Source organism: Pseudomonas sp. NPDC090208, from assembly GCF_044746785.1.
Taxonomy (GTDB): domain Bacteria; phylum Pseudomonadota; class Gammaproteobacteria; order Pseudomonadales; family Pseudomonadaceae; genus Aquipseudomonas.
On record NZ_JBIVCU010000007.1, the window covers coordinates 28804 to 48606 of the forward strand.

General features: G+C 63.3%; 15 protein-coding genes. All 15 read right to left on the reverse strand.

Annotated features, from left to right (window positions below):
- Positions 1-30: 30 nt before the first annotated feature.
- Positions 31-963: a ketoacyl-ACP synthase III gene (locus ACIPL0_RS13575; RefSeq protein WP_400597373.1), complete on the reverse strand. Its 933-nt coding sequence runs from the start codon at positions 961-963 to the stop codon at positions 31-33.
- Between the two features lie 1842 nt (positions 964-2805).
- Entirely contained in the window at positions 2806-3858 is a 1053-nt protein-coding gene (gene pseI / locus ACIPL0_RS13580; protein WP_400597372.1) for a pseudaminic acid synthase, read from the reverse strand.
- Positions 3851-5353 carry a UDP-2,4-diacetamido-2,4,6-trideoxy-beta-L-altropyranose hydrolase gene (pseG, locus tag ACIPL0_RS13585; RefSeq protein WP_400597371.1) on the reverse strand — a complete coding sequence of 501 codons (1503 nt, stop codon included), beginning with the start codon at positions 5351-5353 and terminating at the stop codon, positions 3851-3853. Before pseG ends, pseI begins: the two co-directional genes overlap by 8 nt.
- Complete coding sequence (pseF, locus tag ACIPL0_RS13590; protein WP_400597370.1) at positions 5350-6051, reverse strand: pseudaminic acid cytidylyltransferase; 702 nt, start codon at positions 6049-6051, stop codon at positions 5350-5352. The genes pseG and pseF overlap by 4 nt, the downstream gene beginning before the upstream one ends.
- Positions 6048-6668 carry a pseudaminic acid biosynthesis-associated methylase gene (locus ACIPL0_RS13595; protein WP_400597369.1) on the reverse strand — a complete coding sequence of 207 codons (621 nt, stop codon included), beginning with the start codon at positions 6666-6668 and terminating at the stop codon, positions 6048-6050. The genes pseF and ACIPL0_RS13595 overlap by 4 nt, the downstream gene beginning before the upstream one ends.
- A complete protein-coding gene (gene pseC, locus ACIPL0_RS13600; RefSeq protein WP_400597368.1) occupies positions 6661-7848 on the reverse strand; it encodes a UDP-4-amino-4,6-dideoxy-N-acetyl-beta-L-altrosamine transaminase in 1188 nt (395 codons plus the stop codon). Before pseC ends, ACIPL0_RS13595 begins: the two co-directional genes overlap by 8 nt.
- On the reverse strand, positions 7845-8846 hold the full coding sequence (gene pseB / locus ACIPL0_RS13605; protein ID WP_400597367.1) for a UDP-N-acetylglucosamine 4,6-dehydratase (inverting): 1002 nt from the start codon (positions 8844-8846) through the stop codon (positions 7845-7847). Before pseB ends, pseC begins: the two co-directional genes overlap by 4 nt.
- Positions 8847-8870: 24 nt before the next feature.
- The gene (locus ACIPL0_RS13610; RefSeq protein WP_400597366.1) at positions 8871-11813 is read right to left on the reverse strand and encodes a TIGR00180 family glycosyltransferase; all 2943 of its coding nucleotides are present in this window, start codon (positions 11811-11813) and stop codon (positions 8871-8873) included.
- Between the two features lie 57 nt (positions 11814-11870).
- Positions 11871-12605, reverse strand: a complete 735-nt coding sequence (locus ACIPL0_RS13615; protein ID WP_400597365.1) for a cephalosporin hydroxylase family protein — start codon at positions 12603-12605, stop codon at positions 11871-11873.
- Positions 12598-13695 carry a class I SAM-dependent methyltransferase gene (locus ACIPL0_RS13620; protein WP_400597364.1) on the reverse strand — a complete coding sequence of 366 codons (1098 nt, stop codon included), beginning with the start codon at positions 13693-13695 and terminating at the stop codon, positions 12598-12600. The genes ACIPL0_RS13615 and ACIPL0_RS13620 overlap by 8 nt, the downstream gene beginning before the upstream one ends.
- Positions 13685-14551 carry an NAD-dependent epimerase/dehydratase family protein gene (locus tag ACIPL0_RS13625; RefSeq protein WP_400597363.1) on the reverse strand — a complete coding sequence of 289 codons (867 nt, stop codon included), beginning with the start codon at positions 14549-14551 and terminating at the stop codon, positions 13685-13687. The genes ACIPL0_RS13620 and ACIPL0_RS13625 overlap by 11 nt, the downstream gene beginning before the upstream one ends.
- Complete coding sequence (locus ACIPL0_RS13630; RefSeq protein ID WP_400597362.1) at positions 14548-15771, reverse strand: methyltransferase domain-containing protein; 1224 nt, start codon at positions 15769-15771, stop codon at positions 14548-14550. Before ACIPL0_RS13630 ends, ACIPL0_RS13625 begins: the two co-directional genes overlap by 4 nt.
- Positions 15768-16328 carry a dTDP-4-dehydrorhamnose 3,5-epimerase family protein gene (locus ACIPL0_RS13635; protein ID WP_400597361.1) on the reverse strand — a complete coding sequence of 187 codons (561 nt, stop codon included), beginning with the start codon at positions 16326-16328 and terminating at the stop codon, positions 15768-15770. Before ACIPL0_RS13635 ends, ACIPL0_RS13630 begins: the two co-directional genes overlap by 4 nt.
- Positions 16325-17410, reverse strand: coding sequence for a CDP-glucose 4,6-dehydratase (gene rfbG, locus ACIPL0_RS13640; protein ID WP_400597360.1), 1086 nt, complete (start codon positions 17408-17410; stop codon positions 16325-16327). Before rfbG ends, ACIPL0_RS13635 begins: the two co-directional genes overlap by 4 nt.
- Positions 17392-18165 (reverse strand): glucose-1-phosphate cytidylyltransferase, encoded by a 774-nt coding sequence (gene rfbF / locus ACIPL0_RS13645; protein ID WP_400597359.1) that lies wholly within the window; start codon positions 18163-18165, stop codon positions 17392-17394. Before rfbF ends, rfbG begins: the two co-directional genes overlap by 19 nt.
- Positions 18166-19803: the final 1638 nt, after the last annotated feature.

Sequence of the window (19803 nt, forward strand, 5' to 3'; positions counted from 1 at the left end):
CAGCGTCGCCGTTTTTCAAGTGACTCAGGGTCAGGGACGATAAAGGATCGCCGAGCCCCACGACAAGCCCACGCCGAAGCCACTGATGGCCACGCGCTTCCAGGTCGCGTCGAGCATGTGTTTTTCCAGCAGCAGCGGCACGCTGGACGACACGGTATTGCCGGTTTCCAGCATGTCCTTGACAAACTTCTCCGCCTGACCGCCTTCTTCAAAACGCTTGGCGACCGAATCAACAATCGCCGCGCTGCCCTGGTGGATGCAGAACGCATCGATGTCGGAGGATTGCAGGCCCGACTCTTCCATCAGTTCATTGAGGTGCGCCGGCACCTTGATCAGGGCGAAGTTGAACACCTGACGGCCGTTCATGAAGAAGTTGCCGTTGATGGTCTTGAGGAACTCGGCACCGGAACCGTCAGTGCCGAACTTGGATTTGCCCAACTGCCAAGGCGCATCTTCGCCCATCCAGGTGGCGGTGGCGGCGTCACCGAACAGCATGGTGGTGTTGCGGTCTTCCGGATCGACGATTTTCGAGTACGGATCGGCGGTCACCAGCAGGCCGTTTTTCAGACCGGCGGCTTCCATGAAGCCCTTGAGTGCGTAGATGCCATAGACGTAGCCGGAGCAGCCCAGCGAAATGTCGAACGCCGCGATGTGGGTCGGCAAGCCGAGCTTGTGCTGAACGATGGCAGCGGTGTGTGGCAGGCCTTCTTCGTCGCCGTTCTGGGTGACGACGATCAGTGCGTCGATGGAGTCGCGCGACAGCTCAGGGTTGTTGGCGAACAGTTTGTTCACGGCTTCGACGCAGAGGTCGGAAGTTTCCTGGGTGTCGTCCTTGCGCGGCAGGAAGGTGGAACCGATCTTGCCGAAAATGAAGTCTTCGTCCTTGCCGAATTTTGCGCCTTGCGCGTAATTGTCGACGCCGGCGGCAGGCACGTAACTCGCTATGCTTTTTATGCCAATCATCATGGCTTCCCGATAAAAAACGCTGAACATTACCCGGCGCCAACAGGCGGGGCATGGAAATCCGGGGCTTGAGGCCGAAAAAGTGGCAACGGGAAGGGTGTCGCGTGACCAGAAAGTCTCTGAAATCAGCCTGATGCCTTCACTGCCTGCAAGCACGATACAGTGAAGATGCCCGTTATGACTCACAGGTCACCAAAAGTTTTACAAGCTTTTAGCTGACCGACGGGTGCTGTGCAAGGGTGGATTGGCTTTCAGACAGGTAATTGACATGGTTTCGCCTTCGCGGACCTGTAGAAGCGCGCTTGCCCGCGATCGGCGGGGAACCCGTCGTAAAGCCTGCGCACTCGGTTTGTCTGAAGGATCGCATGGTCTGCTAACGCAGCCCTGTTTCGCCTGGCGGCGAGTTACGCGAACGCCTGTAGGAGCTGGCTTGCCCTGCGACCGGCGACGAAGTCGTCGTAAATCCTGCGCATGGGGTGTGCCTGATGTATTGCTGGTCTGCTAACGCAGCCCTGTTTCGCCTCGCGACGAGTGACGCGGTCAAATGTAGGAGCTGGCTTGTCCTGCGAGCGGCGACGCAGTCGTCGTAAATCCTGCGCACTCGGTGTGTCAGTTACTCCGCCGAGTCTGATAACGCAGCCTTGTTTCGCCTGACGGCGAGTTACTTGGAAAAGCCCCAAGTAACCAAGGGCTTCTTACCCCGCCATACGGTACCTCGCTAATGCTCGGCATACCCGCACTCCGGCAATGCTCCGTGGGCCCGCCGCGAATGGGCCATCCATGGCCCACGCGGCTCTCGCGACATCCTGTCGCTCGACCCACTCCACATCGCCTGCGTTCGGCCTTCTGGGACGGGGCCCCAAGATCAAAAACCCGCCGAGGCGACCGACCGGTCGGCCTGGCTCTGGATGAACGCGTGCGGTCTTGCGGACCACGGATACCTGTGGGAGCGGGCTCGCCCGCGAAGGCGTCCTCAAGATCGCCACCGCCAGCAAGCCGGACTGCTACAGATCTGCGCATGCAATCTGCCTTGGCTTCTGGCCGAAGGCCGTAGGAGCCGGCTTGCTGGCGAAGGCGGCGGGTCAGGTAAACCGCTTTCGCGACCCTCGTAACTCCCACAGTGTCCGTGCTGGCTCCATGGACTGTGTTGCCATGCCGAGATCCTGCAAACACCAAATACCTGTGGGAGGGAGCCGTGCTCGCGAAAGCGTCAATTCAGACGATGCTGTGCCACCTGACCGACCGCCATCGCGAGCAGAGCTCCCTCCCACAATGGTCTGTAGTGACCTCAACCTGGTTTGGCGTCCACACATCTGTAGGAGAGCGCAAAACCACCCGTAGCAGTCCGGCTTGCCGGCGGTGGGGATCTTGAGGACGCCTTCGCGGGCGAGCCCGCTCCCACAGGGAATGCGCTCGCTTGGCTTTTGCTTTTCAGCTTTTGATCTTGGGGCCCCGTCCCAGAAGGCCGAACGCAGGCGATGCGCAGTGGCGCCGAGCGGCATGGATGCCGCGAGAGCCGCGTGGGCCATGGATGGCCCATTCGCGGCGGGCCCACGGAGCATTGCCGGAGTGAGGGCATGCCGAGCCTGGGCGAGGCACCGTATGGCGGGGTAAAGAGCCCTTGGTTACTTGGGGCTTTTCCAAGTAACTCGCCGCCAGGCGAAACAGGGCTGCGTTAGCAGACCAGCAATCCAAATGACACACCGCGTGCACAGGTTTTACGACGACTTCGTCGCCGGTCGCAGGACAAGCCAGCTCCTACATGCGATCGCGGGCAAGCCAGCGCCTACAAGGGTTGGCGTAACGTGCCGGAGGTGAGACACGGCAAGCCAAGGAAACCTGTTACCCCACCACGTCCCAACTCAACGGCGTACCCCGCCGCAGCGTCTGGCGGGCGGTGCGGCCCAATACGCGGTCGATGTGTTTCGGGGCCAGGCCCATGCCTGGGCGGATGGCGCGGACGTTGTCGCGGGTGAAGGCTTCGCCTTCGGCAATATCGCGGGTCACGTAAAGCGAGCGGCGGTATTGCAGGGACTTTTGCTCGGCCTGGGTAACCCCGTAATGCACCTGCCCCAGCCCCTGCCAGGCACGCTCGGTTTCGATGACCAGACTGGCCATCTCCGCCGGTTCCAGTGAGAAACTCGCATCCACCCCGCCATCGGCGCGGTCGAGGGTGAAGTGCTTTTCGATCACCGTCGCGCCCATCGCCACGGCCGCCACCGAAACGCCCACGCCCATGGTGTGATCGGACAGGCCGACCTGACAGCCGAACAACCCGGCCAGGTGCGGGATGGTGCGGATATGGCTGTTTTCCGGCGACGCCGGGTAGGTGCTGGTGCACTTGAGCAGCACCAGATCCCTGCACCCCGCCTCGCGGGCCGCGCGCACGCTTTCGTCGAGTTCGGCGACGCTGGCCATGCCGGTGGAAATGATCATTGGCTTGCCGGTGGCCGCCACCTTGCGGATCAACGGAATGTCGGTGTTTTCAAAACTGGCGATCTTGTACGCCGGCACGTCGAGGCTTTCGAGGAAATCCACGGCGGTTTCGTCGAACGGTGTCGAGAACGCCAACAGTCCCAGCTCTTTGGCGCGAGCGAAGATCGGCGCGTGCCATTCCCACGGTGTGTGGGCCTGTTCATACAGGGCATACAGCGACGAACCGGCCCACAGGCTGTTCGGGTCCTTGATGAAGAACTCGCCCTCGGCGATGTCCAGGGTCATGGTGTCGGCGGTGTAGGTCTGCAGCTTCAACGCGTGAGCGCCGGCCTTGGCGGCGGCCTCGACGATGCGCAGCGCCTGGTCCAGTGACTGGTTGTGGTTGCCGCTCATTTCGGCAATGACGAACGGCGCAGCGTCCGGGCCAATGGTTCTGGAACCGATCTTGAAGCTATTCATCGTCGAGCACTCGCTGAAAATGACACTCGGCCCGCGCGTAGCCGGCCTTTTGAAAGAGAGACACCGATGCCGCATTGTCAGGCAGCACCTGCGCATGAAGGGTCCGCACCTGCGGCCAGTGACGGCGCAGGAAGCGCTCGCCGCCGGCCATGAGCACCGCGCCCCAGCCGACACCCGTCTGGCCTTCGAACAGATAGATCGACACTTCGGCCTGCTCACCCTTGCGGTCATACCGCAGCATGCCCACCGGCCCCCGAGTCGTTTCGCCGACCAGGATCAGCCGCTGTGGATCCTGCAAGCTACGGGCGAGCCAGGCCACATGGCCGTCCCAATCGATCAGGTCGCTGTTGAAGGCCCAACGCCGAACATGTTCGGCATTGCGTCCTTCGAACAACAGCGTCGCATCCAGCTCGCTGGCCGGCCGCAGTTCCAGCACCGGTGCCAACAGGGCCGCCACCAGCCGCTGCGCGCCCTTGCCGTCGACCAGCGCACGGGAGCGTTCGGCGAAGCTCTGGCGCAGGGCCGGATTGTCGCGCAGCAGGTTGACCGCCTCGGTCAGCCGTTGCGAATCGACGCTGTCGTGGGCGCCCAGATACAGATGCGCGCCCGCCTCGCCGAGCAACCGCGCATTGAGCTGCTGATTGTGGGCGACGGTGATACAGACGGTCGGCAGGCCCAGCGCCGCACGCTCCCAGGTGGTGCCGCCGCCCGCACCGATGAACAGGTCGGCGCGGCGCATCAGGTCGGAGAAGTCGCTGACCAGGGTGTACAGGTTCCAGTTCGGACGAGACTCGGCCAGGCGAACCATCGCCACCCATTCCGGGTTGTGCAGCCCGGCGACGAAATCCACCTGCAGGTCATCGAAGTCCTGCAACGCCAGCATCGTCGTGTACACCTGGCGCGCCGCATCGAAGCCGCCGAAATTGACCAGCACCCGTTCGATCCGAGGCTTGATGACGATGGCGTCGATCTGGAACTCGTCACGCATCAGCGCGAAACGCGGGCCGAGCAAGGTCCGGCAGTGCGGCCCGATCCATTTTGCGTAGGGCTGATCCTGCACCTGCGCGCTGTAGTTCTGATCAAGCAACAGGTCGGCGGCGTGGGGCCGGTTGGCCAGATCGTCGATGACCATGATCCGCGTGGCCAGTTGCCGCGCAGCGGTTTCCCAGCGGGCATCAAGGCCGTAGTGATCGACGATCAGCCAGTCGAAGCAGGCTTCATCGGCCAGTTGCTCGCCCAGCGCATCGATGTCCTGCTGCCAGGGCAGGCAGGCTTCGATATCGGCACTACCCGATTCCTCGGCATAGTGCTCGGGCAACGCCCAGCTGACGAAACCCTCCTCGCGCAGACGCTGCAACGAATGACCGGGCAAGCGCCGACAGGCGAACTGCACCTCGGCACCGTCGTTGCGCAGCGCCTGGGCCAGGGTCAGGCAGCGGGCGATATGGCCGCTGCCGATGGCCGTCGAGGCATCCGCCCGGATCAACACCCTCACGGCTGCAGCTCCCCGCCCGCCTTGAGCGCGGCGTACAGATACTCGGCGCGCAGCCAGTCTTCTTCGGTGTCGATGTCCTGCACCAGATGCCGGGGCAGGATCACCGGCAGGCTGACGTCGGAGAAAATCACGTCGCCGCGCAGCCAGGCCTCGCGGCGCCCCCAATAGAACTGCCCGGCGTCCTGCCAGGCTGCCGGCAGGTCCTGCGAGCGCACGTTGCGATATTCGGGGTGCATGGCGTCCAGGCTGCCGTCGGCATTGATCTTCAGCGCACGCTGGATCGGAAAACCGAAGCTGCACACGGAGAACGCGTAGGACTTGTCCGGCGCCGCCTTGAGTGCTTCCAGGCCTTGGCGCAGATACCGCGCCTGCAACAGCGGCGCGGTGGCGTAGATGCAGCAGACAAAATCATAAGGCCGCTCCAGCGCGGCGATGCCGTGCTGGATCACCGCGGCGGTGCCGGTGTAGGCGTCGGCCAGTTCGGCCGGGCGCATGAACGGCACGCTCGCACCGTGGGCACGCGCCACCTCGGCGATTTCTTCATCGTCGGTGCTGACCACCACCGCATCGAACACCCCGCTGTCCAGCGCCGTACGGATCGAGCCGACGATCATCGGCTCGCCATTGAACGGCTTCAGGTTCTTGCGCGGTATGCGTTGACTGCCACCGCGTGCGGGGATGATCGCGACGCTGCTCATGGACGCTTTTCCAAGAGGAACCAAGTGACGTCATCGGCCGGGAACTGCGGATCGCGGCGATAGACGAAGCCGTAGTCGAGCAATTGCAGGTCGGCGAAACGGTCGAGCATCTCGCCGGCAAAATCGCGCTTGAACAGCTTGCCGCTGTTGCCGCGGTAGGAAACCTCCATCGGCGCCGGGTTGTAATACTCGGCGATCAACACGTAGCGCGCGCTGAGGTGATACAGCTGATCGTAGGCCTGATTCAGCAACTCGGGGGCCAGGTGAATCAGCACGCCCTTGCTCAGGGTCAGGTCGTAGCGACGCTCGCGGGGGAAATCCAGCAGCGAGCCGTGCCAGACGTCAGCGATCTCCAGCGCCTGCGCCTGGGCGTGGGCCTTGGCGTTGATCTCTACGCCATTCAGCCCACAGTTCGGCAACAGTTGCTTGAGCGCCAACAGGTTGTTGCCGGTGTTGGTGCCCAGTTCCAGCACGCTCTCAAGCGCTTGCACGCGGCTCAGGGCCTTGCCGAACAGGGCGACGTTACTGGCGATCAGTCCGTGGCCCTGATTGCGCTCCACGTACTCATCACCGAAATCGCCCTGCCAGAACCGTTCTTGTTCACTCAACTCACGCATCGTTTGCATCCATCCGCTCGGAGAGGACCAACAGCCGTCGCAGCTGTTCGATCACAAAATCTTGTTGCCCATCGGTCATCGCCGGGAACAGCGGCAGACTGATGGCTTGGGCGTAGTAGGCCTCGGCTTCGGGGAAGTCCCCGGCCTTGAACCCCAGGTCCCGGTAATACGGTTGCAGGTGCACCGGAATGTAATGCACGTTGACGCCGATGCCGGCCGCCCGCAGCCCCTCGAAAATGGCCCGGTGGCTGGCTTGCAGGCGCTCGGTCTGCAGCCGCACCACGTACAGGTGCCAGGCCGATTCGGCCTCGGCCTGCAGCGTCGGCAACGTCAGCGGCAGATCGGCCAGCAGAGTCTGGTAACGCGCGACCAGCACCCGGCGCCGGGCAATGAATTCGTCCAGCTTGTTCAACTGCGACAGGCCCAGTGCTGCCTGCATGTCGGTGATGCGGTAATTGAAGCCCAGCTCGACCTGCTGGTAATACCACGGGCCATGGCTCGCTTCGTCCATCTGCACCGGGTCGCGGGTCATGCCGTGGCTGCGCAGGCGGCGCAGACGCTCGGCCAGCTCTGGCCGGTTGGTCAGCACCAGACCGCCCTCGCCGGTGGTGACGATCTTCACCGGGTGAAAGCTGAACACGGTCATGTCGGCAAACTCGCCGCAGCCCACCGGGCGGCCGGCATAGCGCGCACCGACGGCATGGGAGGCGTCTTCGATCACGGTAAAACCGTAGCGCCGCGACAACTCGCCGATGGCGCGCATGTCGCAGCTCTGTCCGGAAAAGGCCACCGCCACCAGCACCTTCGGCAGCCGGCCTTCGCCCTCGGCGATGTCCAGCTTGCGCGCCAGCGCGTCGGTGTCGAGGTTCCAGGTCAGCGGATCGATGTCGACGAAGTCCACCCCGGCACCGCAGTAACGTCCGCAGTTGGCCGAGGCGAGAAAGGTGTTGGGGCTGGTCCACAGCCAGTCGCCCTCCCCCAGTCCCGCCGCCAGACAGGCGATGTGCAAGGCGGCGGTGGCGTTGCTCACGGCAACGCCGAACGCGGCTTCACAGCGTTCGGCCAGTGCCGCTTCGAAGCGCTCGATGGTCGGTCCCTGGGTCAGCCAGTCCGAGCGCAATACCTCGACCACGGCGTCGATGTCCGCCTGATCGAGACTCTGCCGGCCGTAGGGAATCATGCCTTGACGCCAGCGTGCAGATCGCCGATCTGGCGGATCGAGAGGAAGTCCGGGTTGGTGTCGGAGCGGTACTCGAAATCGTCGCTGACCGGCCGGCCCTTGGCGCCCGTGGCGTCGACGGCGAAATCGCTGTCGACGTTGTTGAAGCGGATCGACGGCACGATGGTGTAGTGGTCGTCGAACTCCAGGGTCATGCGCGCATCGTCCTGCGGCACCATCAGTTCGTGCAGCTTCTCGCCCGGACGAATGCCCACCAGCTTGTGCGGCAGATCGGCGGCCATGGCCTGGGCCAGGTCGACGATGCGCACCGACGGGATCTTCGGCACGAACACTTCGCCGCCGTGCATGCGCGCAAAGCTCTGCATCACGAAATCGACACCGTGATCCAGGGTGATCCAGAAGCGGGTCATGCGCGCGTCGGTGATCGGCAACTCTTTCGCGCCGCCGGCGATCAGCTTGTTGAAGAACGGCACGATGGAACCGCGCGAACCGGCCACGTTGCCGTAGCGCACCACGGCAAAGCGGGTCTGCTCTTCGCCGCCGATGTTGTTGGCGGCGACGAACAGCTTGTCCGACAGCAGCTTGGTGGCGCCGTACAGGTTGATCGGGCTGGCTGCCTTGTCGGTGGACAGCGCGATGACCTTTTTCACGCCGTTGGCGATGGCCGCAGCGATGATGTTCTCCGCGCCGTTGACGTTGGTGCGGATGAACTCGGTCGGGTTGTATTCCGCGGCCGGCACATGCTTGAGCGCGGCGGCATGTACCACGTAATCGATGCCGCGCATGCCAAGCTTGAGACGCTCGGCATCGCGCACGTCACCGAGGAAATAGCGCATGCACGGCGCGTTGAACTCCTGCTGCATCTCGTACTGCTTGAGTTCGTCGCGGGAAAACACCACCACGCGGCGCGGCTGATAGCGCGCCAGCAGGGTGCGAATGAACTGCCGACCGAACGAGCCGGTGGCGCCAGAGATGAAAACCGATTTGCCGTTGAACATGACTGCGTCCTTTACCTGTCGCGCTTACGCCAGGAACTCTTGCCAGTGAGTGCCGCCGGCTTCACCGAGGGCGTAAGCCTTGCCCGTGAGGGCCAGGTTAGCGTTGTAGGCCTGATCCTGGGCGAACGCGCCGGCCCACTTTTGCAGCAGCGCGGCCAGCGCCTCGGCGTCGTCAGGCAGCACACCCGGATGGATGATCTGCACCTGCGGCGTCCACACCAGCAGCAAGCCGGCAGCGGCGATTTTCAGGCTCAGGTCGACATCACCGAAGGCACTGGCGAACGCCGACTCGTCCAGACCGCCGAGGGCGTCGAACACCTCTTTGCGCACCATCACGCAGGTGCCGGACAGTGCCGAATGGTTCTGCTCGACCACGGCACGGAACAGGTAGCCGTCGTCTTCCTTTTTCAGGCCGACGAAAGGCGAGCCGACAGCGCCCTCGAAGCCCAGCAACAGACCGCCCTGAGTGACCTTGCCGTGCTCGTCGATGAGCTTGGCACCCACCGCGCCGACTTCCGGGCGCAGTGCCTGGTTGAGCAGCGAGCCTACCCAGTTCGGGCTGACCACCTGGCTGTCACCGGCCAGCAGCACTAGGTAGTCGCCATTGGTGTGGGCGGCAACGTCGTTGATTAACGCACCGTGGCTCAAGCCGTCGCGGTTGGCGACCACTTGCACCTGCGCAGCGTCCTTGCCCTGCTCCGCCAGCCAGGCGTTCAGCGGTGCTTCCAGCGCCGGCGACACGGCGACCAGCACTTCGTAGAGGCTGTAACGGGTGCGCTGCAGCACGCTGGTCAGGCAGGCCTGCAAGGCCACGAGGTCGTCGCTGCCATTGACGATGATCGACACCAGCGGACGGGCGCTGTGGCGATAGTCGATCTGGTAGACACCCGGCTGCGACGAGCTGATCAGCGCCTTGTAGCCACGGGCAGCCAGATGACGGCTCAGGGCCAGTCGCTCATGCTCGTTGTCCTGCGGCGGCTGCGCACGGCAGACCAGCAGTGGCTCATCGAGATGGGCCAGACCGTTCATGCCGCCGTCTTCGATGATGCGCAGCAGCAGGTCGAGTTCCATTGCATCGGCGAAGTCCGCCGAATAGCCGCCGACGTCCAGCAGCACGTCGCGACGCACCAGCCAGTGACGAGACATCAGCGACGGCACGCTTTGCAGCAGATCGAGGTTGAAGCCCGGGCGGAATACATCGGCCACCGCATGGGTGTCCAGACGCTGAATCTCGTCCACCGACACTGCACGGCAATCCGGTGCCCCTTGCAGCTCCAGACTGGCGCGAATCAGGCCGCCAGAGGTGAACACGTCGCCGACCTCGGCCAGCATGACCCAGTCGCACTCGGTCTGACGGATCAACTGGTTGAGCTTGTCGACGTGGTTGCTGCGGGTCACCTTGACGAAATGCAGGGTGTTGTTGACCGTCGTCGCCGCTGGCGGCTCACCAGTGGTCAGCACGACGATCTTGAAGCGCTTGCAGTAGCCTTCGACCAGACTGTCGAGGGTCACCTGCAGACGCTCCATGTCGTCGTCCATGTTGAGCAGGAACAGACCGAACTGCGGGCCACCGCCCACCTCGGCCAGACGCTGACTCAGGGCCACGCCTTGCGCCGCATCAGGGCTGCGGCTTTCCAGCCACTTGAGCACGCGGCCGGAGCCCATGCCTTCAAAGGTCTTGCGATAGTCGTAGGCCGGCGCTGCCGCCAGACGTGCCGCCCAATCCGCCATGCGCTGCGCGTCGTCGGCGAATTCTTCAAGGCCGGCTTCGACCTGCTGGGACAGGCGCAACGCCAGAGCGTTGACCACCTCGCGGTTGAACGGGCTCAGCTCCGCCGCCTGCCACAGGCGGTTGAGGATGGTTTCCGGCACATCGTTGTCGTGGATCTGCAACAGCGCCTGCTGACGCACCCACACGCCTTCCAGTTCGGAGAGTTGCAGGTAACCGGCCGGCATCGCGTGCAGCAGGTATTCGATCTCGGTCAGGGTGTCGAAAAAGGTCTGGTTGTAGAACGGCATCTCGACGTACTGACGCGGCCCGAAAATGCGCTCCGGGTTGCTCAGCGGGTCGGTCCAGATCGAGCGAAAAATCGGCTCGATGGTCAGCGACGCGCGGTCACGCAGGCCCTGGGCCATGGCTTCGAACGCCACCAGCGCGAACTGCTTGCGCTGCTCGGCGCCTTCGGCCAGTTGCGTCGGCTGCGCGGCGAGAAACTCGGCGAACGCCTCACGCTCGGCAACGGTCTTGGGGTCCAGATAGCTGAGCTTGTGGTAGACCTCGGTGTTGTGTTCCGAGTTACCGATATTGACTTCGCGCACCACGTACGGGATCGGCAGGACACGTGCCTTGCCCCGTGCCAGCAGGTAGAACACGTGGCCGATTTCCATCCACTCGAACCCGTTGTCCGGCATGGCGTTGAAGAAGTCCTTCAACACCTGGCTGCGGGTCACGGCGTAGAACGGCGGCAGGTACTGGCCCATGTAGGAGACGATGCGGTCTTCGGCGCGCTCGTCGTCATAGTCTTCGCGGACTTTCTTGTCGCGGCGCAGATAACCGACGCTGTTGGCCTGGGACGCATACATCATGCAGTAGCCATGGCACATGCTGTAGTCGGGCTGTTCTTCAAGGAACGCCACGGCCTGACCCAGGGATTTCTGCACGATGAAGTCGTCGTCGGCAGCGAGCACCATGTACGGCGTCTCGACCAGACCGACGCCGTAGCCCACCTTGGCCTGGAAGCCCCAATAGGCGTACTGCGGCAGGTGCCGGTAGTCCACCGACGGCAGCCGGGTTTCGACGCTGTCCAGCGCCTGGGCCGAAGAGTCGAGCACCAGCACCTTGCAGGAGAACGCGCTGTAGTACGCCAGCGCCCGGCGCAGGAATGCCGGGCGGTTGTGGCTGAGCACCACCACGGTCAGCAATTCATTCAGCGGTGCTGCGCCGTCCAGACTGTTACGAACTTTCATATCTTCTTCCTGATGCTGACGAGCCGCTCGACTACGCGAAGACTCTGAATGCTTGGGTTAACGAACGCGACGCAGATAACCGTCCGAGGCGACAGTAATCAGAAGCTTGTTCTGCACCGACTTGTCGATCGCGAAATCGTCGTTTTCCTTGAGGTACTGCCACACGGCGGTCTTCGGGTTATCACCCTTGCCCCACGGACGGTCCGGGAAGGCGTCTTCAGGCATGTCCTCGACCACGGTGTCCATCACCACGCAGTAGCTGTCGACCGACACCAGCGGGCCGTACAGACGCAGCTCTTCAAGCACGTGTTCGTGGGTGTGGTTGGAGTCCAGCACCACCATCACTTTCTTGCCGGCAACACGCTCGCGCACCTGCGCCACCAGTTCAGGATCGATGCTCGAACCCTGGATCATGCTGAGCCGGTGGCTCATCGGATGCGCTTCGATGGCTTCGCGGTTGTGCTGACGGATGTCGATGTCGATGCCGATGACTTCACCGTGGCCGATCAGTTGCAGCAGCGAGGCGTAGTACAGGATCGAGCCGCCATGGGCGATGCCGGTTTCGATGATCACGTCCGGACGCACCGACCAGATCAGCTCCTGCATGGCGATCATGTCTTGCGGCGTCTGGATGATCGGGCGGCCCATCCACGAGAAGTGGTAGGTGTATTTGTGCCGCGCAGATTCGTTGTAGAACTGCTGACCCAGCGCGACCAGCGCCTTGTCCTCGCCTTGCGCGGCCACTTCGGCCTTGCACTCTTGCTGGAACTGTTGAGCGGGGTTGTTAGTCATTGTTTGCTGCCTCGATCCGGGAATGGAAAACGGCATCGTCGACGGCGTGATACACACACTCGCCGGCCGTCATCCGTTTGATTTCGTCTAGGTAATTGGAATTCATCACGAACAGGTGGGTGCCCTTGGGCCAGCGGCTCATCGCCTCTTCGGGCGACGACACGCGCAAGCCGCTGAGGGGCAGGAACTGGCCCTGCTTGAGCGGGTTGATGTCGATCACGTAATCGACCTCGATGCCCATGCGTTGCAGGAACAGCGAGAAGATCACGCCCTTGGACGCTCCGCCCCACACCGCGACACCGTTCTGCGGCGCCGACTTGATCACGTCCAGCGCCCGCGTGAGGCTGCCGTCGAAGTCGGCAGGAATCTGCACCGGCCTGATCTGTTCGGCGTCCGGCTGACGCAGGCTGGCGAGGTTGGCCACCACATACAGGAACTGCCCGTTGAACAGGTAGCCCGACTCGTGGATGTTGGCGAACATCTGCCGCAGGTCGTCGAGGCGGAAATAATTGACGTGCTCGTAGAACAGGTCGAACCAGGCGCGATGCTCCAGAATCCAGTCGAAGCACGGCACCTCGATGTAGATTTGCCCGCCATGGTTGGCGGCGGCGATCTCGGCGAGAAACGCGACCGGATCGGGAATGTGTTCCAGCACGTGGCGCAGGATCACGCCATCGGCGCTGATACCGATGCCGGGGCGGAAGTAGTCCTTGATCACCGCCGGGTTGTCGCCCTCGTACGCCGGGTCGACGCCGGTCACGGCGTAGCCCTTGTCGCTGAGCATCTCCAGAAAGTAACCCTTGCCGCAACCGACTTCGATCAGGGTCTTGCCCTTGAAATGCCGGGCCAGAATGCCTTCCACCACCTCCAGATGCTGTTTGAACGGCGCCGAATGCGCCTGCTCGTTCTGGTAGTGACGGTCATAGACCAACTTGGCCGGATCGAACGCCTGGTTGTAGATCAGTCCGGTGGTGGCGTCCTGCACCAGCACCAGATCGGCACGCCCCGACTGCCTGGCTTGCTGCGCGTCGGCGAACGTGCGGTTCTGCAACACCGGCAGGTCGGTCGCCCGATACAACTCATGCAACATCATCATTCCCCATCAACTGCAGCAGCCGATCATTGATGCCCCAGAAAGCCATCGGTTCGTGCACCGAATAACCGTAATGCCCCAGATTCAGCGTCATCTGCACGCCACGGGCGGCGAGGTAATCCTCGACCAGCGCGCGCACCGACACTGGCCGACCGCTGCTGCAGTTGACGATGCCGGCGAACTCGCGCTGCTGAAGAATCGTCACCAGGCAGTCGGCGGCCTGCTCCACGGCCAGGTAGTCGCGCAACTGATCGCCCCTGGACATGTTGAATTGCGTATCGCCCGCGTCGATGGCCCGCTCCAGGCTGGCCAGCAGGCTTCTCGGGTTCTGCCCTTCGCCATGCAGATAAAACATCCGCGCCCATTGCAGGGTGAACGGCGTGACCCGGTTGAGCGCCTCCAGAAAGGTGCGCAGGGTGTTTTTCGCCAGCCCGTAGGGGTTGGTCGGCTGGGCCGGGGTCGACTCGCTCAGCGGACCGCTCTGCAAGCCGTACTCGAAGCAGGTGCCGGTGACCAGCACCTGCGGCACGCCGCTTTCGACCACGGCCTTGATGAAGGCGTAATCCGCCGGCAGCGTGGTTTCGAAATGGAACAGGCCGGCGTAATCCGGCAACCCTGGCCAGGCCAGATGCACCAGTGCGTCGACACCGTCGCTCAAGCCGCGGACATCGACGTCAGGCCCATGGATGTCAGCGGCAACGAACTCGACCGCGTCGAACCACGGCAGCGCCCGCGCCTTCTGCACATCACGGGCCACGGCACGCACGGCGAAGCCACGGGCCAGCAGGGACTTGACCACATGGCGACCGATGAACCCGGTGGCACCGGTGACCAGTACTTTTCGCTGATTCACAGGAAGGTCAACTCCGGCACGGCAATCACGAAGCGACCGCCCCAGCTGTGTACCTGGCTTTGCTGCCCGGCGATTTCCCGCAGCAGGTTCCACGGCAACACCAGCACGTAGTCCGGCTTCTCGATGGCGATGCGCTCGGTGGACACCACCGGAATGCGGCTGCCCGGCAGGAACTTGTCCTGCTTGTGCGGGTTGGCATCGGCGACCCAGGCCAGCAGGTCGGGTTTGACCCCGGCGTAGTTGAGCAGCGTGTTGCCCTTGGCCGCAGCGCCGTAACCGACGACACGCTTGCGTTCGGCCTTGGCCTTGAGCAGAAAGCTCAGCAACTCATGCTTGATGCGCTCGGCAGCCGGCGCCAGCGACGCGTAGAACTGCGGCGTTTTCACCCCGGCGTCGAGTTCGGCCTGCAACTGCTGTGCAACGGCAGGCTGCACCGTCTGCGGACCGTTGGCACGCTGCACGAACACCCGCAGCGAGCCGCCGTGGGTCTGCAGTTGTGCGACATCGAATACCTGCAGGCCGTTGCGCTTGCACAGGGTCTGCACGGCGGTCAGCGACAGGTAGGAATAGTGTTCGTGGTACAGCGTGTCGAACTGCTGCCCGGCGATCAACGACAGCAGTTGCGGAAATTCGAACGTCGCCACGCCGCTCGGCGCCAGCAAGGTGGCGAAACCGCGCAGGAAATCGTTGATGTCCGGCACATGGGCCAGCACGTTGTTGGCAGCCATCAGATCGGCCGACCAGCCTTCGCCGACCAGCGCCTGGGCCGTCGCCTCGCCGAAAAACACTTCGCGGATTTCCAGCCCCTTTTCCCGCGCCGCCTGCGCAGTGCTGCGGGTGGGTTCGATGCCCAGGCACGGAATGCCGCGCCGGGCCACGTACTGCAACAGGTAACCGTCGTTGGCGGCGATTTCGACCACCCGGCTTTCATCGTTCAGGCCGAAGCGCTCGACCATCTCGCCGACGTACTGCTCGGCGTGAGCCAGCCAGGAACTGGAGAACGAACTGAAGTAGGCGTAATCGGCGTCGAACAGCGTTTCTGCGCTGGTGTAATCGTCGGTCTGCACCAGCCAGCATTGCTCGCACACATCGACCTTCAGCGGCACCCACTGCTCGGCCTGCGTCAGTTGTTCGGCACGCAGGTAGGCGTTGGACGGTGGCGCAGTGCCCAGATCAATCAGCGGCAGCGAAAGCTTCGCGCCACAGCCACGGCAATTCATAAACGCACTCCAGCAAAAGTCGAATGCAGCAAGGGATGGCCAGCGTCGCGTGCCGACAGATTCTTGACAGGCAGCGGCCAGTCGATCTGCAGACGCGGGTCGTTCACCGACAGCCCGGCTTCATGCTCGGCCGAATAATCGGCGCTGTGCAGGTAGAGCAGCTCGGCATCGTCGGTCAACGCCTGAAAACCGTGGGCGAATCCGGCGGGGATCAGCAGGCTGCGGCCATCGCCGGCTTCCAGGCGCTCGGCATGCCAGTGCAAGAAGGTTGCCGACTCCGGGTTCAGGTCCACCGCCACATCCCACACCGCACCGCGCAAGCAGGTGATCAGCTTGGCTTCCGGCGCTTCGGCCTTCTGGTAATGCAGGCCGCGCACGGTGCCACGCTCGGCGGTGCAGGAGTGATTGATCTGACGGATATGAAAGGTCTGGCCGAAGGCCGCCAGGCTGCCTTCACAGAAGATCCGCGAAAAATGCCCACGCTGGTCGGCATGGCGACGGTGCGCCACGCTGAACAGGCCGTTGAGCGGCAAGGCAGTCAATTGCATTTCGCTCATGGGCGCTCCGTGTACTGGCGCAACTGGCCAAGGGTAAAGGCGTGCATGTCCTCGCCGGCCTGCCACGCCAGGTGCCAGTCCAGGGTGTTCTGCAGGCACTCTTGCAGCGACCAGCGCGGCTGCCAGCCCAGCAGTTGCCGTGCGCGGCTGCTGTCCAGGCGCAACAGACCGGCCTCATGCAACTCACTGCGCTCCACGCGCAGACCGGCGGACTGTTGCGGCCAACGGCTGGCGAGGGTCGAGACCACGTCGCCGACGGTGCACATGTCGCTGTCACCGGGGCCGAAGTTCCACGCACCGGCCAGCGCCGGGCCTTCGGAGTACAAGCCCTGAGCCAGCAACAGATAACCGGCCAGCGGCTCCAGCGCGTGCTGCCAGGGGCGCACGGCCTGCGGATAACGCAGGGTCACAGGCTCGCCCGCCGACCAGGCCTTGAGCACATCGGGAATCAAGCGGTCGGCAGCAAAATCGCCGCCGCCCAACACATTGCCGGCCCGCGCCGTGGCAACTGCCAGGCCGTGCTCGGCGTATTTGTCGGGATGAAAGAACGACGCCGCGTAGGACTGCGCGAGCAATTCGCAGCAGGCCTTGCTGCTGCTGTAAGGGTCATGCCCACCCAGCGGCTCGTTCTCGCGATAGGGCCAGGCCCACTCCTGATTGGCGTAGACCTTGTCGGTGGTGACCAGCACGCAGGCGCGCACGCCGCCGACCTGACGGATCGCTTCCAGCAGGTTGAGGGTGCCCATGACATTGCTGGAATAGGTGCCCAGCGGATCGCGATAGCCTTCACGGACCAGCGGTTGCGCGGCCAGGTGCAGGACGATCTCCGGTTCGACGTCGGCCAGCACTTCCATCAGCGCGCCGAGATCCCGCAGATCGCCGCGCCGGTCATCGATGCCCTCGCTCACTCGCGCCAGTTCAAACAGCGAAGGCTCGGTACCCGGATCGAGGGCAAAACCACTGACCTCGGCCCCGAGGCTTTTCAGCCACAGCGCCAGCCAGCTGCCCTTGAAACCGGTGTGCCCGGTAAGCAGGACCCGTTTGCCCTGCCAGAACGCGGGGCTCAGCTCCATTGCTTCCATGGAGCCTCCCCGCTCTGCCACAGTTCTTCGAGCTGATTCTTGTCGCGCAGGGTGTCCATCGGATGCCAGAAACCTTCGTGCTGGAACGCCCGCAACTGGTCCCTCGATGCCAGTTCGGCCAGCGGTTCGGATTCCCAGGAAGTCTTGTCGTCGTTGATGAACGGCAACACCTTCGGCGACAGCACAAAGAAGCCGCCGTTGATCCAGCCGCCGTCGCCACGGGGCTTTTCGGTGAAACCGAGCACGCGATCACCGTCGCGGTTCAGCGCGCCGTAGCGTCCAGGAGGCTGCACGGCGGTGACGGTGGCCAGCTTGCCGTGGCTGCGGTGGAAATCCACCAGCTCACCGATATTCAGGTCCGACACGCCGTCGCCGTAGGTGAAGCAGAACGCCTCTTCATCTTCGACATAACGCTTGGCCCGGCGCAGGCGGCCACCGGTCATGGTGTCGTCGCCGGTGTCGATCAGGGTGACGCGCCATGGTTCGCTGTAGTTCTGGTGAACGTCCATGCGGTTGTTGCGCATGTCGAAGGTGACGTCGGAGGTGTGCAGGAAGTAGTTGGCGAAGAAGTCCTTGATCGCGTAGCCCTTGTAGCCCAGGCAGATCACGAAGTCGTGGATGCCGTGCGCCGAGTACTGTTTCATGATGTGCCAGAGAATTGGCTTTCCGCCGATCTCGATCATGGGCTTGGGTTTCAGATGCGACTCTTCGCTGATCCGGGTCCCGAGACCGCCCGCCAGAATTACTGCTTTCACTGCACTTCCCCTCATGTTCCGTTCAGGGCTCAAGCTGGCGCTGTTGGCGCTTCGCGGGCCACCTGGATAATCCACGCCACCGACCGGCCTGCATCCCGGCTCAGCGCCCGGAATGCACGATTTATGGCGATATACAGGGGTACTTGCAGGAAGCGCGCCAGTTTTGCGGCGGCGGCAAAGTGACGGTTGCGGGGTGTGGCAGGACCGATTACACGGCCCCCTTGCAGGAGCGCGCTTGCCCTGCGACCGGCTGTAGGAGCTGGCTTGCCCTGCGACCGGCGACGAAGTCGTCGTAAATCCTGCGCACTCGGTGTGCCTGATGTACTGATGGTCTGCTAACGCAGCCCTGTTTCGCCTCACGGCGAGTTACTTGGAAAAGCCCCAAGTAACCAAGGGCTCTTATCCCCGCCATACGGTGCCTCGCCTTGGCTCGGCATGCCCTCACTCCGGCGACGCTCCGTGGGCACGCCGCGAATGGGCCATCCATGGCCCACGCGGCTCTCGCGGCATCCATGCCGCTCGACCCACTCCACATCGCCTGCGTTCGGCCTTCTGGGACGGGGCCCCAGATCAAAAACAGATCAAAAGCCAGATCAAAAGCCGGCGAAACACACACTCCCTGTGGGAGCGGGCTCGCCCGCGAAGGCGTCCTCAAGATCGCCACCGCCGGCAAGCCGGACTGCTACGGGGCGGTGTGCACCATCTGCCTTTGATTCTGGCCGAATGCCGTGGGAGCGCGGCTTGCCCGCGAAGGCGTCAGGTCAGACAACGCGATGTCGACTGCCCGCCATCTTCGCGGGCAAGCCCGCTCCCACAGGGTCTGTGGTGATTCTGCAGATTGTGCTGCCGTGCCCAGATCCAATAAGCATCATCATCCGTGGGAGGGAGCTCTGCTCGCGATAGCGCCAGTCCCGCCAATACCGTGTCGCCTGTCCCACCGCCATCGCGAGCAGAGCTCCCTCCCACAGGTTTTGCCGTGGCCTCACACTTCTTTGTTGCACGCTACGGGGTTGAGTGAAGTGCTGAAATTTGCCGGGCACTGGAACAAGGTGTGGGAGCGAATTCATTCGCGATGCGGTGTCATGAGCAACAGATTTGCGTCGGTCGGGATGCCTATCGCGAATGAATTCGCTCCCACAGTGGATCATTGCTTGTTCAGGGCCATGGCGGCGTCAACCCGCACGCCATCGCGGGCAAGCGCGCTCCTACAGGTACAACGCAAAACCACCCGTAGCAGTCCGGCTTGCCGGCGGTGGCGATCTTGAGGACGCCTTCGCGGGCAAGCCCGCTCCCACAGTGTGCGTGTTTCGCCGGCTTTTGATCTTGCTTTGGATTTTGATCTTGGGGCCCCGTCCCAGAAGGCCGAACGCAGGCGATGCGCAGTGGGCCGAGCGACAGGATGTCGCGAGAGCCGCGTGGGCCATGGATGGCCCATTCGCGGCGGGCCCACGGAGTGTCGCCGGAGTGCGGGTACATCGAGCCTAGGCGAGATGCCGTATGGCGGGGTAGAGAGCCCTTGGTTACTTGGGGCTTTTCCAAGTAACTCGCCGCGAGGCGAAACAGGGCTGCGTTAGCAGCCAATGCAATCTGTCAGACACACCGCATGCACAGGATTTACGACGACTTCGTCGCCGGTCG